The organism is Leisingera aquaemixtae (assembly GCF_006740765.1).
In the GTDB taxonomy this organism is placed as follows: domain Bacteria; phylum Pseudomonadota; class Alphaproteobacteria; order Rhodobacterales; family Rhodobacteraceae; genus Leisingera; species Leisingera aquaemixtae.
The window spans coordinates 46377-61986 of the sequence record NZ_CP041159.1 but is presented as its reverse complement, the minus strand read 5'-3'; the positions used below and the strand labels follow the sequence as shown (position 1 = coordinate 61986).

17 protein-coding genes are annotated in these 15610 nt (G+C 65.5%); 6 read left to right on the top strand and 11 right to left on the bottom strand.

Annotated elements, in window-relative coordinates:
• Window positions 1-13: 13 nt before the first annotated feature.
• Both phnA and R2C4_RS02140 read right to left on the bottom strand, forming a co-directional pair.
• Entirely contained in the window at window positions 14-1273 is a 1260-nt protein-coding gene (gene phnA, locus R2C4_RS02145; RefSeq protein WP_141889392.1) for a phosphonoacetate hydrolase, read from the bottom strand.
• A 20-nt stretch (window positions 1274-1293) separates the two neighbouring features.
• On the bottom strand, window positions 1294-2481 hold the full coding sequence (locus tag R2C4_RS02140) for a 2-aminoethylphosphonate--pyruvate transaminase (protein ID WP_141889391.1): 1188 nt from the start codon (window positions 2479-2481) through the stop codon (window positions 1294-1296).
• A 113-nt stretch (window positions 2482-2594) separates the two neighbouring features.
• Here R2C4_RS02140 and R2C4_RS02135 point away from each other — a divergent pair, with 113 nt between their 5' ends.
• Window positions 2595-3491: a LysR substrate-binding domain-containing protein gene (locus R2C4_RS02135; protein ID WP_141889390.1), complete on the top strand. Its 897-nt coding sequence runs from the start codon at window positions 2595-2597 to the stop codon at window positions 3489-3491.
• An 80-nt stretch (window positions 3492-3571) separates the two neighbouring features.
• Here the strand turns inward: R2C4_RS02135 and R2C4_RS02130 are convergent, their stop codons facing one another.
• Genes R2C4_RS02130 through R2C4_RS02120 form a run of 3 tightly spaced genes read right to left on the bottom strand, consistent with a single transcriptional unit; the run spans window position 3572 to window position 6623 of the window.
• A complete protein-coding gene (locus tag R2C4_RS02130; RefSeq protein WP_141889389.1) occupies window positions 3572-4606 on the bottom strand; it encodes an ABC transporter substrate-binding protein in 1035 nt (344 codons plus the stop codon).
• Window positions 4576-5961 carry a sensor histidine kinase gene (locus tag R2C4_RS02125; protein ID WP_141889388.1) on the bottom strand — a complete coding sequence of 462 codons (1386 nt, stop codon included), beginning with the start codon at window positions 5959-5961 and terminating at the stop codon, window positions 4576-4578. Before R2C4_RS02125 ends, R2C4_RS02130 begins: the two co-directional genes overlap by 31 nt.
• Window positions 5958-6623: a response regulator transcription factor gene (locus R2C4_RS02120; protein ID WP_058286260.1), complete on the bottom strand. Its 666-nt coding sequence runs from the start codon at window positions 6621-6623 to the stop codon at window positions 5958-5960. Before R2C4_RS02120 ends, R2C4_RS02125 begins: the two co-directional genes overlap by 4 nt.
• A gap of 116 nt (window positions 6624-6739) precedes the next feature.
• Here R2C4_RS02120 and R2C4_RS02115 point away from each other — a divergent pair, with 116 nt between their 5' ends.
• The 3 genes from R2C4_RS02115 (at window position 6740) to R2C4_RS02105 (ending at window position 9975) form a co-directional block, all read left to right on the top strand.
• Window positions 6740-7723, top strand: a complete 984-nt coding sequence (locus R2C4_RS02115; protein ID WP_141889387.1) for a tripartite tricarboxylate transporter substrate binding protein — start codon at window positions 6740-6742, stop codon at window positions 7721-7723.
• Window positions 7724-7961: 238 nt separating this feature from the next.
• Complete coding sequence (locus R2C4_RS02110; RefSeq protein WP_141889386.1) at window positions 7962-8456, top strand: tripartite tricarboxylate transporter TctB family protein; 495 nt, start codon at window positions 7962-7964, stop codon at window positions 8454-8456.
• Window position 8457: 1 nt separating this feature from the next.
• Window positions 8458-9975, top strand: coding sequence for a tripartite tricarboxylate transporter permease (locus R2C4_RS02105; RefSeq protein WP_141889385.1), 1518 nt, complete (start codon window positions 8458-8460; stop codon window positions 9973-9975).
• A gap of 102 nt (window positions 9976-10077) precedes the next feature.
• Here R2C4_RS02105 and R2C4_RS02100 read toward each other — a convergent pair whose 3' ends face one another.
• Together R2C4_RS02100 and R2C4_RS02095 are read right to left on the bottom strand one after the other, a co-directional pair.
• Window positions 10078-10743 carry an acyl-homoserine-lactone synthase gene (locus R2C4_RS02100; protein ID WP_141889384.1) on the bottom strand — a complete coding sequence of 222 codons (666 nt, stop codon included), beginning with the start codon at window positions 10741-10743 and terminating at the stop codon, window positions 10078-10080.
• Window positions 10744-10804: 61 nt separating this feature from the next.
• Window positions 10805-11440, bottom strand: coding sequence for a helix-turn-helix transcriptional regulator (locus R2C4_RS02095; protein WP_082649529.1), 636 nt, complete (start codon window positions 11438-11440; stop codon window positions 10805-10807).
• Between the two features lie 74 nt (window positions 11441-11514).
• On the opposite strand from R2C4_RS02095, the gene R2C4_RS21165 reads away from it, so the two are divergent.
• Complete coding sequence (locus tag R2C4_RS21165; RefSeq protein WP_158509262.1) at window positions 11515-11676, top strand: hypothetical protein; 162 nt, start codon at window positions 11515-11517, stop codon at window positions 11674-11676.
• Here the strand turns inward: R2C4_RS21165 and R2C4_RS02090 are convergent.
• The gene (locus tag R2C4_RS02090) at window positions 11638-11982 is read right to left on the bottom strand and encodes a helix-turn-helix domain-containing protein (protein WP_058286413.1); all 345 of its coding nucleotides are present in this window, start codon (window positions 11980-11982) and stop codon (window positions 11638-11640) included. The genes R2C4_RS21165 and R2C4_RS02090 overlap by 39 nt on opposite strands.
• 292 nt (window positions 11983-12274) lie before the next feature.
• On the opposite strand from R2C4_RS02090, the gene R2C4_RS02085 reads away from it, so the two are divergent.
• On the top strand, window positions 12275-12604 hold the full coding sequence (locus tag R2C4_RS02085; RefSeq protein WP_141889383.1) for a hypothetical protein: 330 nt from the start codon (window positions 12275-12277) through the stop codon (window positions 12602-12604).
• A 65-nt stretch (window positions 12605-12669) separates the two neighbouring features.
• Here R2C4_RS02085 and R2C4_RS02080 read toward each other — a convergent pair whose 3' ends face one another.
• The 3 genes from R2C4_RS02080 to R2C4_RS02070 form a co-directional block, all read right to left on the bottom strand.
• Entirely contained in the window at window positions 12670-13590 is a 921-nt protein-coding gene (locus R2C4_RS02080; protein WP_141889382.1) for a nucleoside hydrolase, read from the bottom strand.
• Window positions 13591-13606: 16 nt separating this feature from the next.
• On the bottom strand, window positions 13607-14290 hold the full coding sequence (gene pth / locus R2C4_RS02075; RefSeq protein WP_141889381.1) for an aminoacyl-tRNA hydrolase: 684 nt from the start codon (window positions 14288-14290) through the stop codon (window positions 13607-13609).
• Between the two features lie 75 nt (window positions 14291-14365).
• Window positions 14366-15607: an NAD(P)/FAD-dependent oxidoreductase gene (locus R2C4_RS02070; RefSeq protein ID WP_141889380.1), complete on the bottom strand. Its 1242-nt coding sequence runs from the start codon at window positions 15605-15607 to the stop codon at window positions 14366-14368.
• Between the last annotated feature and the right edge of the window lie 3 nt (window positions 15608-15610).

Genomic DNA, 15610 nt, shown 5'->3' with positions numbered 1-15610 from the left:
GTCCCCCGTTGGTTCACAGCGCCGCCGCGGTGCAGGCGTAGAAGAAAGCGTCAAAGTTGCGCAAAGCCTCAGGCTGCTCCGGCAGATCCAGAACCCGGTTCACGATAAAGGGCACCTCCTGTTCCGTCAGCCCGCCATGGCTGCGCAACGGCTCCTTCAGCGCGGCCAGATCATGGCGGTGGGCCGAAGTGCCAATGGTGACGTTCTCGCCGGAGATCACCACCAGATGGCCGATCCGGTCCTTTGGCAGCTCAAAGCGGCGCACGGCCTCATCCTGATCCAAGACATGGGTGATCCCGTCCAGGCCCTCAATCTGCGCGATGATCCCGCGCATCTCAACGCCATCGGGCAGGTAGACAGTTGCGAAAGACCCCAGCGCGCCGTGGTGGACGACATAAGGATCGGTAATCGGCAGGATCACCCGGGCCTTTCCCGCGCCCAGGCTTTCATCCAGATAATCCTGCAGGTAAACCACATTGGGCGACCCGTCGGCGTGGTGCTTGGGCTTCATGCCGTGATCGGCAGTCACCACGATGGCCGCGCCCGTTTCATCCAGTTGCGCCAGATACCTGTCGAACATCGCATAAAAGTCCAGCGCGCCCTGCTGGTCCGGCGCGAACTTGTGCTGGATGTAATCTGTGGTCGACAGATACATCACGTCCGGCCGGAACTCCTGCAACAGCTTTACCCCGGCGGCAAAGACGAACTCGCTCAGCTCCGCCGAATAGACCTCCGGCACCGCCATGCCGAGCCATGCGCTGGCGTTATCAATGCCGTGCTCCGCCTTGGTGGTCTCCCCCGACCGCTCCGAGGAGAACGCGACCGCCCGGTTCTCGTCGAACCTGAGGCCCGCCCCCAAAAGCGCCCGCAGCTTGTCCTTGGCGGTGACCACGGCAACCCGGCAGCCCGCCTCGTAGAATTGCGAGAAGATGGTGGGCGCGCGCAAAAACCGCACGTCGTTCATCATCACCTCCTCGCCTGTGTCCGGGTCGATCAGGTAGTTGCCGCAGATCCCGTGCACCGCGGGCGGCCGGCCCGTCGCGATGCTGAGGTTGTTGGGATTTGTGAAGGACGGGATCACCGAATGCGCCAGCCGGTCCGTGCCGGTCTCGCGGATCCGCTTCAGCGTTGGCATCAGCCCCTTGGCGATGGCCGTCTCCAGGTACTCCGGCTCGCAGCCGTCCAGGCAAATGGCAATCGCCGGAACCTTGGGCGCCGGATAGCTGCGCCCGTTGGCGGTGACAGGCCCGGTGAAGGGGGTTCCAGTGGTCATATCTTGAAGTCCTTTGTGTCTCAGGCGGCCAGCTTGGCGCGTTCTTTCAGGGCCGCAGCGGGCGGCGCCGCGCTGGCGACCCCCATTTCGGCCAGGGTTTCCTTGGCGGCGGCCACAACCCGCCGCATCACATGTTCGTCCATCTGCCCGATGCAGCCGATGCGGAAGCTGTCCACCACCGTCAGCTTGCCCGGGTAGAGGATAAAGCCCTTCGCCTTCATCAGATCGTAAAAGCGGCTGAACTCGAAGTTACGGTCCGCAGGGCAAAAGAATGTGACGATGATGGGGCTCAGCCAGCGGCTGTCCAGCAGGGTCTCAAACCCCAGCTGCCGCATCCCCGCCACCACCACATCGCGGTTCCTGGCATAACGCGCGCCGCGCGCCGCCACCCCGCCCTCCGCTTCATGCGCGCGCAGCGCCTCCAGGAAGGAGGCCGCAACATGCGTCGGCGGCGTGAACCGCCACTGGCCGGTTGTCTCCAGCGCGGCCCATTGCGCATGCACATCCAGGGACAGCGAATGGCTGTTACCCTCGGCGGCCTCGATTTCCGCCTTGCGGGCCAGGACAAAGCCAAAGCCGGGCACCCCTTCGATGCACTTGTTGGCCGAGGACACCATCGCCTCAAACCGGATCTGCGCAGGCTCCAGCCCGATCGCGCCGAAGGCCGACATCGAATCTATCAGCAGCTTGCGCCCCGCCGCATAGACGGCCTCCGAAATCTCTGCGACCGGGTTCAAAATGCCCGAGGAGGTCTCGCAATGGACCGCCACCACATGGGTGATTGCGGGGTCCTGCGCCAGGATCTGCGCCACCTCCGCGCCGCGCGGCGGCAGGTAGTCGCCCTTGTCCAGCACCGCATGATCGCGGCCCAGATACCGAAGCGTCTGCGCCGCGCGCTGGCCGTAGGCGCCGTTGGCCAGCACCAGCGCCTTGCCATCGCGGGGAATGAACGAGCCCAGCATCGCCTCCACCGCGAAACTGCCCGAACCCTGCATCGGCACGCAGTCGAACGCTTCCGCGCCTGCGCCCAGCAGCGCCAGCAGGCGGCGGCGGATCTCGCGGGTCATGGCGCGGAAATCATCGTCCCAGCTGCCCCAGTCCCGCAGCATCGCCTGTTTCACCGCAAAGGACGTGGTCAGCGGCCCCGGCGTCAGCAAATAGGGCTCGCCCAGCCGGGGCGGTTCAAGCGGGTCCGTCGAAACACTCATCTGCAATCTCCCAACGCAGGTTGCCCGCATCATTGCCGCCGGGATTTCCATATGTAAAATTGCAAAAAACGATCCACTCATAGGCTCAGCCTATGGAAAAACAGGGCCCCGCCATGCGCCATTCCCAGCTCAAGGCCTTCCACCATGTCGCCCTCCTCGGCGGTTTCTCCCGCGCGGCAGAGGCCCTGAGCCTCACCCAGCCCGCGGTCTCGGAACAGGTGCGGAAGCTGGAGCAGGACCATGATGTGCTGCTGTTTCACCGCGAGAAGAAGCGGGTCATCCTGACTGGCGCGGGCGACAGGCTGCTGCAGCTGACGAAGCATTATTTCGAGGTCGAGAGCCAGATCGCCGACCACCTGTCCGAGAGCGGCGCTGCGGCCGGGGGCGAGCTGCGGATCATCGCCGATTCCGCGCAGCATCTGACCGGCTTTCTGGGGCCGTTTCAGCAGCGGTACCCGAATATCACCATTTCGCTGCGGGCCGGGAACACCGGCGCCATCCTGGATGAACTGCGGGCCTACAACGCCGAAATCGGCGTCGTGGGCAGCCTCACCCCGGGCAAGGACATGAGCGTTCTGAACCTCGGCGCGACCGCGATCACCGCCTTTGCCGCGCGCGGCCTGCTGCCGGCCTCGCAACGGACGCTGACGTTCAGGGAGCTGGCGCACCTGCCGCTGGTGTTCCGCGAAGACGGATCGAAAACCCGCGAAAAGGTCGAAGCGGCCGCCCGCGCGCAAGGGATCACGCTGAAGCCCGCAATTGTCGCCGAAGGGCGCGAGGCGGTGCGGGAGCTTGCCGCCTCAGGCGCGGGCGTCGGCTTCGTGTCGGCGGCAGAGTTCGGCCATGACAGCCGCCTGGTGCAATACCGGCTGCAGGGGGCTGGTCTGGAGATGAGCGAAAGCCTAGTCTACCTGACCCAGCGGCGCGACGTGAAGGTGATCCGGGCCTTCATGGAGTTCGCAACCGGCCTGCAGGCACAGAAAGCCGCCGCAGCGCAGCCGGGGGTATAGCAGGGGCTGTCTTTGCGCCACCGGCGGCCCTCGCCCCCACGGCTCAGCCCCGGCGCCGGCGGATCATCCGCGGAACCGCGTTATTGCTTGCGCACGGCGCTGAACCATTCTGCCATGAAGCGGCGGCGCTTCTCGGCGTCCAGATAGACCAGCAGGCCCGGCCCCAGCTGAATCGGCCGTTTCGGGCTGGCGCTGTCCACAAAGGCAACCGGCGGCTGCGCGAACGGATAGTTGGCCGCTGGCGGCTGCGACCAGGCCGCGGCAGCCAGATGGTCGGCAAAGCTGCGCGCCAGACCGGGCTGCCGCCCGCCCTTCAGCAGCACGGCAGAGCGCATCATCAGATGGGTGTAATCCTCGGGGTCGATCACGATGATCTTGTCCGCCAGATCCCGCCGGGCCCGCGCGTAACTGCCCAGAACGTTATAGGCCACCAGGATCTCCCCGGACGCGACGCTTTCGATCATGCTGGAGGAACAGCAGAACAGCTGCGGATCCAGGCTGCCGATGACCTCCATCAGCCGCCAGTAGGTTTCCGACGTGCGCGCATCCTGGGTCGCAAAGAGATACCCCAGCCCGCTCAGCGAGACATCATAGGTGCCCACCTTGCCGCGGAACCGCTCCGGCTGCGCGCGCAAGAGCGAAATCAGGTCCTGCCGCGTGCGCAAGGCTTCGCCGCCCGAAAACGCCGCCGCCGACACGACGATGGAGGCGGGCTCCAGGGAAAAGGCGAACACATGGTTGCGCCACTCGCCCCATTCCGGGATCAGCGCAGTCGCCGCTGAGCGGTGCGGGCGGGTGAACCCGTCATTGGCCAGCTTGGTCTGCAAGTCCATGGCCGAAGACAGGGCCACGTCGAACGGCTCCTGCCCCTCCAGCACCGCCTTCATCACCTCGCTGCTGTTGGCCACAGTGTATTCGATCGCCGCCTCCGGATGCTCCTCCAGAAAGCTGCCGATCAGCGGCTCCAGTATGGCCGTGTCCGTGGTCGAGATCACCCGCAGCGGGGTGCCGTCCTCGGGGCCGATCCAATGCCGTTCCTCCACCTCGAACCCGGCTGCCGCTGCCGCCGCGAGGGCCAGTATGGTCAGCAGAGCGGAAAACAAAGCGTGACGCATGCGCCTGCTCCTGTCTGGCTGTTTTCGATAATCAGGCGGCCGCCGTGGGCCTCGGCCACCTCGCGGGCAATGGTCAGCCCCAGCCCCGAGCCGATGGTCTCCCCCGCATTGGCGCCGCGGACGAACCGTCGGGTCAGGGCCTCGGTGTCTTCGCCCGCAAAGCCGCCGGCCTCATCCTCCACTTCGATATTGCCCCAGCCGCCATTGCGGACCGTGCGCACCCGCACCGTCCTGTCGCGTCCCGAATACTTGATGGCATTGTCCAGAATGTTGCGCACCGCGTTTTGCAGCAGGATGGCATCGCCCTTGATGCTGACATCGCCATCGCTTTGGAAATGCAGGCCGATGTCCTTCAGCTCCGCCACCGGCTGCAGCCGCTCGGCCAGATCGCGGGCCAGCGCGGTCAGGTTGACCTCCTGCCGCTCCAGGCTGTCGGTGCGAAACGACACCATCGCGTGATCCAAAAGCTGCCCCGCCGCGCGGGAGCTTTCGTCGATGGCGCGGATCATCTCGCGCAGGCTGGCCCGGTTGTCTTCATTCTCCACCCGCATCAGGGTGACCTCAGCCTGGGCGCGCACCGTCGCCAGCGGCGTGCGCACCCGGTGCGCGGCCTCGGCGATGAAATCCTCGGACCGGGCCAGCGAGGCCTGCAAGCGGCGGATGAAGCTGTTGAGCGACAAGACCAGCGGCGACATCTCGGCGGGGACCGGGCGGGTGACCGGGCGCAGATCCTTGGGGCCGCGCCGCGAGATCGCCTCGGTCAGCGAGCGCAGCGGGGTGATGCTGGACTGGGCGGCCCACACCGCCAGGCCCGAGGCCAGCACGAAAAAGCCCACCCCCAGAAACAGCGCGGACCTGAACAGCTGTTCCAGCAAGGCCGCCTGGCCGGTGCGGGTCTGGGCCACCGACACCTGCACCGCCACCGGCGCGCCCTGCGCCGCCAGGCGGCGCGACACGGTCACCGCCCGGATCGTCTCCCCCTTGTACGCGGCAGTTTCGAACAGCGGCTGCCGCGGCTGCACCGGCTCTTCCGCCACCGGCAGATCGGCATATCCGGTCAGCACCCCGGCGGGGCTTGCGATCCGGTAAAACACCCGGTCATCGCTGACATTGCCCAGCATCGACAGGGCGGCATAGGGGATGTCGGCGGTGATCTCCCCCGCCTGCACCGACACGGAGTCCAGTATCGAGGTTGCCGAGGCCAGCAGGATCCTGTCGTGGCTTTCCTCCGCAACCGTGCGGACAAACCCCAGCACCGCGAAGAACAGCACCGCCGCCAGCAGCGCTGCGCTGCCCACCAGCTGCAGCAGCAGGCGGCGGCGGAGGGAGCCGCTGACATTGACCGCTGCGTTCATTCCAGGCTCAGCCGGTAGCCCAGGCCACGCACCGTGGTGATCTGCACGCCGGAGCCGGCCAGATGCTTGCGCAGCCGCGCGACATAGACCTCGATGGCGTTTTCCGATCCCTCCTCGTCATAGGAAAACAGCCGGTCGACCAGATTCGGTTTGGAAAAAATCCGGTCCGGCGCGTTCAGAAACACCTCCAGCAGCCGCAATTCCCGGTTGCGCAGTGCCACGGTCCTGCCGCCAGCGGACAGGGTTCCCGCCATCGGATCGAACTGCAGGTTTCCGAATCGCCGCAGGTTGGAACTGCCGCCGCCGCGCCGCCGCAGCACCGCCCGGCAGCGCGCCTCAAGCTCGGAAAAATCAAACGGCTTGGTGATGTAATCGTCGGCGCCAAGGTCCAGCATCCCAACCCGGTCAGACACCTCCGAGCGGGCCGTCAGCACGATGACGGGGGTTTCCTTGCGGTTCTCCCGATGCGCCTTCAGGAAGCTGCGCCCGTCCCCATCTGGCAGCATAATATCCAGTAAAATCAGATCGTAATCCGTCGTGCCGGAAAATGCAGAGGCGGTGCTCACATCCGGCGCGTGGTCCACAACATGCCCGTCCAGCCGCAGCCGGTCCAGAACCGCCTTTGCCAGGCTTTCGTTGTCTTCAACCAGCAGGAAGCGCATCGGCGCCGCTCCTTCCCAATCGGGCCTTGGCGGCCCCGTGACAGGTTTGTGTCAGCTTGCTGTGCTTCCTTCAGTCATGAGCGGCTTGACCGCGATTTGTCAAATGGGAGGACAACATGAACAAATGGACCCTGACCCGCCGCGCAGCGCTGGCGGCAACAGCGGCAGCACTGGCGTTCGCCACCCCGTCCTGGGCCGGCGAGCAGGTGGCCGACAGCATCCACTTCCTGATCCCCGGCGGCGCAGGCGGCGGCTGGGATGGCACCGCCCGCGGCACCGGCGAAGCGCTGACGGAGGCCAGGCTGGTGGGCAAGGTGTCTTATGAAAACATGTCCGGCGGCGGCGGCGGCAAGGCGATCGGCTACCTGATCGAAAACGCCGCCAGCAACCACGGCACGCTGATGGTGAATTCCACCCCGATCGTGATCCGTTCGCTCACCGGTGTGTTCCCGCAGAACTTCCGCGATCTGACCCTGGTGGCAGGCACCATCGGCGACTATGCCGCCATCGTGGTGGGCAAGGACAGCCCAATCAACTCGATGGAGGACCTGCTGGCCGCCTACAGGGCCGACCCGCGCGGCACTGCGGTGGGCGGCGGCTCGGTGCCGGGCGGCATGGACCACCTGGTTGCGGCCATGGTGATGGAGGCCGCGGGCGAGGACCCGACGGCGTTCAAATACATCCCCTATGACGCCGGCGGCAAGGCCATGGCAGCACTGCTGTCGGGCGAGATCGCCGCGCTCAGCACCGGGTTTTCCGAAGCCATCGACCTGGCCAATGCCGGCGAAGTCAAAATCATCGGCGTCACGGCCGATGCCCGCGTGGACAGCTATCCCGATGCGCCGACGATGAAGGAACAGGGGCTCGACACCACCTTCGTGAACTGGCGCGGTTTTTTCGGGGCGCCCGGCCTGCCTGAGGACAAGCTGGCGGCCTATCAGGACGCGCTTGCCAAGATGTACGACACCCCGGAATGGGAAGAGGTCCGCGCCCGCAACGGCTGGGTCAACATCCACAATTCGGGCGATGATTTCCGTGCCTTCCTGGAGGACCAGGAACAGGCCATCGGCGACCTGATGAAAAAGCTCGGCTTCCTCTGATCCCGGGTAGTACGCGGGGGCTTTGCCCCCGCACCCCCAGGATATTTCCAGCCAGAAGAAGCCTGCCCCTGCACAGCCGCTCACAGAGTGCCGGTTCCGTCCCCCGGCGCCGCACCCTGTGGTCAAAGCGCCGAGCACGGTCCTTCTTCTGGCCGCAAATATCCCGGGGGAGCCGCGCAGCGCGCGGCGGGGGCAGCGCCCCTTTTCCTTAAATGCCTTCACAATACCGGAGGAGCACATGGCACTCGACCGCTGGATTGCCCTGATCATCCTGATGATCTGCCTCGCCTATGGCTATGCGGCTTTCTTCACCATGGACGCCGCCCTGCCGCCGTTCATGAAACGCAACCCGGTCTGGCCCAGCACCTTTCCCAAGGTGCTGTCAGTGATGGCCGTTCTGGCGGCGCTCTTTGTGCTGCTGGGGTTTGAAAAAGGCGCTGACGATCCGAAGCCGATGGACATCAACTACCGCCGCCTGACGGAGTACAAGCTGGGCCAGGCGCTGGCGCTGCTGGGGCTGATGGCGGCCTACGCGCTGCTGCTGCGGCCCGCGGGCTTCCTGCCTGCCACCGTGGGCTTTCTGACTGCCGGCGCCTGGGTGCTGGGCGAGCGCAAGCTGCACATCCTGCTGCCGGTCACGGCCGGGGCGGCCGGCGTGGTCTGGTATCTGGTGCAGCAGGTGCTTGGGATTTTCCTGAGCCCCTGGCCCGCAATTCTGACAAACGGAGGCTGACATGCTCGAAGGCATCATGGCCGGGCTGGGAACGGCCTTTTCTCTCACCAATCTTCTGATGGTCATCGGCGGCTGCCTGATCGGCACCTTCATCGGCATGCTGCCGGGGCTGGGGCCGATGTCGATTATCGCCATCATGATCCCGGTGGCGATCTCCATCGGCGACCCCTCCGCGGCGCTGATCCTGCTGGCAGGCGTCTACTACGGCGCGATCTTCGGCGGCTCCACCTCCTCGATCCTGATCAACGCGCCCGGCGTCGCCTCCACCGTGGCGACCAGTTTCGACGGCTACCCGCTGGCGCGCCAGGGCAAGGCCGGCAAGGCGCTGACGGTGGCGGCGATCGCGTCCTTCTCGGGCGGCACCATCGGGGCGGTCCTGCTGATGATCTTTGCCCCGGCGCTGGCGACCGTAGCGCTGCTGTTCCATTCGGCCGAGTATTTCGCGCTGATGGTGGTGGGGCTGTCGGCGATTGCCGCCTTCGCCGGATCCGGCCAGGTCGGCAAGGCGCTCTTGATGACGCTTCTGGGGCTGATCATGGCGACGGTGGGCGAAGGCGCGCTGTTCAACATGCCGCGCTTTACCATGGGCATCATGGACCTGCAGTCGGGCTTTGGCTTCATCACCCTGGCGATGGCGATGTTCGCCCTGCCCGAAGCGATGTATCTGGTGCTGGACCCCTCCCGCTCCAGCTCCGGCAGCGGCAGCAGCGAGATCAAGGACCTGCGCATCACCAAGGCTGAGGCCAAGGCCATCGCCCCGGTGATCGGGCGCCAATCGATCCAGGGTTTTCTGATCGGCGTGCTGCCCGGCGCGGGCGCCACCATCGCGTCCTTCCTCGGCTACGCGGTGGAGCGCAACATTGCCCCGAAGGAGGAGCAGGAGCAGTTCGGCAAGGGCTCTCTGAAAGGCCTCGCCGCACCGGAAAGCGCCAACAACGCCGCCTGCACCGGCTCCTTTGTGCCGCTCCTGACGCTGGGCATCCCCGGCTCCGGCACCACCGCGATTCTGCTGGGGGCGCTGATCGCGCTAAACGTCTCGCCCGGGCCGCGGCTGATGGTGGACGAGCCGCAGATCTTCTGGGCGGTGATCATCTCGATGTACCTCGGCAACCTGATCCTCCTGATCCTGAACCTGCCGCTGATCCCCTATATCGCCAAGGTGCTGGCGGTGCCGCGCAACTACCTGATCCCCTTCATCCTGTTCTTCACGCTGATGGGGGCCTACATCGGCCAGAACAACGCCACGGAGCTGCTGATCCTGGTCGGCCTCGGGATCTGCGCGACAGTGCTGCGGTTTGCGGACTATCCGCTGGCGCCGCTGCTGATCGGGTTCATCCTGGGGCGGATGCTGGAGGACAACTTTGCCCGCTCGATGCAGCTCTATGACGGGCTGGGGTTCATCCTGGAACGGCCGATGACCCTTGGCCTGCTGGGCCTGGCCCTGATCCTGGTGGTTCTGCCCAGCTACCGCGCCCGGCGCGCCCGGCTGCGGGCCCAAGGCGCCGCCGACGCGGACTGATCCCAGGCGGGACAGTCCCCTGCCTGCCTCCCGGCTGCGCGGGCAGGCAGGACAGGGCGGTGATCAGGCCCCTGTGAGGGGGGCCTGAACCGGATGATGCCGTTACGCTGCCCCCTGCAGCTCATGCAGCGGACCGAATTGCGAGACTGGCGACAGATAGAACGCGGCCAGATCCTGGTTCACCGCTGGGTCGCAGGCCATCAGAAACGACCGGTACTCCCGCCCGTCGTCCTCGCAGATATAGCGCACCGCCTCCCTGCGCACGGAGTACCCGAACCGCCTCAGCAGCAGCCCCAGGCTGCGCGGCGACAGCGACATCATTTCCGAGGCGCCAAGGCTGAAGGCCGCCTGGCACAGGCCCGCGACGACCAGCTTGGTCTCGATGGACGGCTGCGCGGTGTCCGCCAGGGTTTCATCCATGACAAAGCGGGTGCATTCCCAGGTCCGCCCGGTCTCCGGGTAGGCGCTCAGCAGGCCGCCCGGGATGCCCTGGATCTTGCCGTCCCTGGCATCCTTCAGCATGTAGCTCCAATAGCCGTCGCTGCCGCCGCAGGACGCGGCCCGCGCCCCGGCGACAACCCGGCTGCCCTGCGTGACAATCGAATAGACGGCCCCCGGCCGGTCGTACTGGTCCTGCTCGAAGGTTCCGTCGTGGTCCAGGCCCCAGCCCAGTTCATCCACCAGCTTCTGCTTGCGCAGGGCAAGAAAGCCCTGATACGCCGCGTTAAAACCGGACCGCTGTTCGAAAGAAAAAATATGTAGATGCATGACGCTCTCCTTATTGCAGCGCCATGATCGAAGGGTCTTAGCCGTTTGAAATCCTGAAGTGTCAGATCAGTCCGAATTTTATTACTTGTGATATGAGCTGAGCGCTTGTTTTTGCGTCCAAAGCTTGCATCGCCGTCCGCCGCCGCGCCCTGACCGTTTCCAGTTTGACGCCCAAATTCTCCGCGATTTCCTGATCTTTGCAGCCATTGCACATCATCCGCAGCACATCCTTAACGGGAGCCGTGAGCGTGATGGACTGCGACGGCTCATACTCCAAAGCATGCAAGGCATAGAGGGCCGCACGGGCAATCCGCAGTTCCTCGTCCCGCCACTTGGGGCCGGAACAGCTGAGAACGGAGACCCGCCCGTCAGCGCTGATCGCCAAAGTGTTGCCGTGAACCAGCCCGTAATTTGCGGCATCCTCGAAAAAGGTTTTTGAAGACGGAAACAGCCGCTCCAGGTCGTTCCAGGTCACCCAGCCGGTGCTGCTCAACCCGAACTGGATGGTCGGGTCCACAAGCAGGTAGGCCTGATCGACATAGCGGTCCACCCAGCGCTGCGCATAGGTGCTGTGGACAAACACCGGCTCGACCCCGTCAAAGCCCACACCAATGGAGTAGCCGCTCTCCGAGATATTATCCAACGACCTTAAAAGAATGCCGCGAATATCACTTCTCATATTGTAATCCACACGCATAGTATGCAACCAAATGTTACGATACCGCAAAAAGCGATTATCACAAATGATAAATTTTAGGCCTGGACTCGACTATGCAAAAAGAGGAAATCACCGCGGCGACCCTGGAAGCGCTGCTGCGCACGGTCGCCAAGGCCAACCAGGAAAAGCCCCGCCAAGGAACCCGCCTGTTTGAACGTATTGTGGAAAGGATCGAATCAGCGCGCGCGGGCGCTGCTGATGAGCCGGTTAACTAGTTTCGCGTCGTCTTCGGTAAGATCCGCTGCCTTGTCCAGAACACTGCGGTCATCCGCATTCGGCTCATCTGAGAACAGATAAGCCATATCGATATTTGCGACCTCGCAAATCCGGATGATCCGGGCAACGGTGGGATTGAAGCGGCCATTCAGCACCTTGCTGACGTATTCCGGGTTGTTGCCCGCCGCCTCGGACACCTCATCATAGTCCAGCCCCCGGATGTCCAGCGCCTGACGCAGGCGCTGCCGCCAAAGCTCCACTCCCTCATCCGCAGAGAGTCGCGTTTTATCTTCGTGTCTAGTCATGCCCAGAACCATACACGGAACTATAGTTCCTGCAAATAGAATTATACGTCTATACTTCACTCATCCAGAGCAGGTATTTAAAAAGCGGGCGGCAGATTCCGATTTACACCTGCCCGCTGATAGAACTATATTTCTACCGCACCGAAGCGCCGGAGGACGCGATGACATTCAGCACCCCATATGCCCGGCGCAGCGGGCAGCACGGCCCGGCCATCCTGAAGACGGCCGCCGGACCCGCCAGCCGCGGCAGGCTGCCCGGCCATTTGCTGATAACGCTTGGAGGTTTTTTCACATGAACGCCAGCAGTGCGCCCCTTCCTGAAACGCAGGCGGAACGCATTCGGGCCGTGATCGCGGCAGCCCAGGACTATGCCCAGGCACGCGAAGCCTTTGATGCGGCCTCCGAAGGGCTGGAGCGCGCGCACCGCCAGAACTGCAGCACTGCCGGCCAGGACCTGGAAGAGCTTGACGCCGCAGCCGATGCCATCGGCAGAACCCAGGCGCAGGTCGCCGACCTGATTGCAACGCTGGTGACCGACGGCTCGCTGGAAACGCTCAGCAGGCTTCTGGCGGCCGAAGCCGCCCTGCCCGGCACGCCCAACGGCAGCGGCAACGGCGCCTAGACCCCGGCGTCAGAGCCGCCCGCCCGGCCCCGGCGCGGCAGCGGGCGGGACGTGCGGCCGCCCCGTTACGGCAGCAGCGCCAGCCGCTTCAGAAACTGCGACTTCACCGCCTCCGCGTCCACCGTCATGCAGACCTTCACCGGGTCGCGCCCGCTCTGTGGCGCGGCCAGCGTGGCGCCGGAGGTCTCCCCCTCGCAGGAAACCTCAAGCGGCACATCGCGCATCCCGAACAGCTCCGGATGGGTGCAGGCGATCACCGCCGCCGGGTCATGCAGCGAGCAGCCGTTCTTGCCCGCCACCTCGTGATAGAACTTGAGGTAGAAGTAAGACATCTCCTGCAGCATGCCGCCCAGCTCCGGCGACCTGGCCGCGATGGCCTCGAAATCCTCGGCCAGGCAAAGAATGCGGTGGGTGACGTCCAGACCCACAAACACCACTTTGGCCCCGCCCTGGCAGACCACGTCCGCGGCGTGCGGGTCGTGATAGATATTGGCCTCTGCGTGCGGCGTGATATTGCCGCCCTCCTCCAGCGAGCCGCCCATCACCACGATGGATTTGACGTTCCGGATGAACTCCGGGTCGCGCTGCATGGCCAGGGCGATATTGGTCAGCGGGCCGATCGGGCAGACCACCAGCTCGCCCTTGTGCTCGCGCGCCATGCGGCACAGGAATGCCGCGGCGTCCTCCTCCAGCGGTTTGCCCTTGGGCTCCGCCGCCGGAATGTCGCCAAAGCCTTCGTCGCCGTGCACATGCGACGAGGGGTTGAACGGCGGCAGCACCAGCGGCACGGTCGCGCCTGCGGCCACCGGCACGTCCAGTTCCGCCGCTTCCAGAAGGCGCAGCGCGTTGCGGGTGGCCGTTGCCGTGGTCACATTGCCGAAGATCGTGGTCAGCCCCAAGAGGTCGATGTCCGGCGCCGCGGCGGCATAGAAGATCGCCATCGCATCGTCGATGCCCGGATCGGTGTCGATAATCAGTTTCACCATCTGTCTGCCCCTTCGCTCACTTGAACTTGTCCATCAGCTTTTCCAGCGGCGAGCGGGTGTCCGGCGCCGTCTCCCCCCTGGCCGCATTCTCCGCCTTGGCCTCTGCCTTGGGCTTGGTGGTAGAGCTGCGCGGCGGCGCCACCCTCAAGGCAACTGCATTCATGAACTTGCCGCCATCGCCCTTCGCCAGCTCTGCCGCACCGTCGGAGATGCCGCGCATCAGATCGTCCAGCCAGCCCTCTTCCGCCTTGGGAAAGTCGCGCAGCACATAGCCCGCGACCGCGTCCTTGTGGCCCGGATGGCCGATCCCCAGCCGCACCCGGGCGTAGTCGGCACCGATGTGCGAATGGATCGAGCGCAGGCCGTTGTGGCCGGCATGTCCGCCGCCCTGCTTCATCCGCGCCTTGCCCGGCGCCAGGTCCAGTTCGTCATGCAGCACCACCACATCGGCGGGCGTCAGCTTGTAAAACCGCATCGCCTCACCCACCGACTGGCCGGAGAGGTTCATGAAGGTCTGCGGCTTCAGGAGCAGCACCTTCACACCGCCCAAGACCCCCTCGCTGATCAGCGCCTGGAACTTGGATTTCCAGGGACTGAACCCATGGTCCGACGCGATCTGGTCCAGCGCCATGAAGCCGATGTTATGGCGGTTGCGCTCATACTTCGGGCCAGGGTTGCCAAGGCCGACAAAGAGTTTCATGGGTTCTGCCCGCTTGCGTTTCAAGGAAACCGAGTGATGCCCTATTTGGGCCGCGGAATCCAGAGGCCGGCGCCCTCAGGCAAAGGCCCGGTCTGCCGCAAATGGCGACAGATCGACATTGGGCTGGCGGCCTTCCGCCAGATCCGCGATCAGCCGCCCGGTGATGCCGCTCAGGGTCAGCCCGATGTGCTGATGGCCAAAGGCATAAAGCAGCCGGTCCGATTGCGGGCTGGGCCCGATGACCGGCAGCGAATCCGGCAGCGTCGGGCGGAAGCCCAGCCAGTCGCTGTCCGGGTCCGGCAGCGGCCCCAGCATCTCGGCCCCCTTGCGGGCGATATAGGCCAGCCGGCGCTGGTTCGCAGGCGCCTCCAGCGCGGCGATCTCCACCGTGCCGGTCAGCCGCAAGCCCTGGGCATGGGGCACCGCGTAAAACCCCGCCTCGCCCCAGCCGACAGGCCGCGTCACCCGGTGCGCCTCGCCTTCATACATCAGGTGATAGCCGCGCTCGGTGCCCAGCGGCAGCTTGCCCGTGCCCGCGCCCTCGATCCGTTTCGAGAAGGCCCCGCCGGCAATCACCGCCCGGCCCGCCGTCAGGCTTTGACCGTCCGCCTGCACCTCGACCCCAGTGGCAGAGGCCCGCACAGCCTCCACCGGCGCCTGCAGCGTGGTGCCGCCCAGCTCCATGAAGGCCCGGTGCATCCGGGTGATCAGCTCCTGCGGGTCGCGCAGATGCCGGGCGGCGTGGAAATGCACGGCGCGTCTGACGGGCAGCCGCAGGCCCGGCTCCATCTCCAGCGCTTCCTCCGGGCCGACCTCGCGCCAGGGGACCCCCAGCGCGCGGCGCTGCTCCAGATCCGCCGCCGCCGCCTCCGCCGCCGATGCCGTCGACCAGACCGACAGCTGGCCGCGCGCCACCACCAGATCCTGGGCGCCTGCCGCCTCGATCAGCGGATTGATCCCGGCATCCGCATGGGCCAGCAGATCCGCCAGATGGCCCGCAATCCGGCGCGAGGGCGCGGCGCGGCAATTGGCCAGAAAGGACAGCATCCAGCGCGGGTTGCGCAGCGCATGGGCATAAGACAGCGACAGCGGGCTGTCCTTGGCGAACATCAGGCCGGGCAGGCCCGTCAGCACCGAAGGGGCGTTCACCGGCAGGCAGGCATAGGTCGCGAGCGTGCAGGCATTGCCATAGCTGGCGCCCGATCCCGGCGGGTTCGGATCCGCCAGCAGCACCCGGTGCCCGCGCATCTGCGCCCACAGTGCGCAGCTCATGCCGACCGCGCCCGCGCCCGCAATGGCAATATCGTAATCGGCCATGCC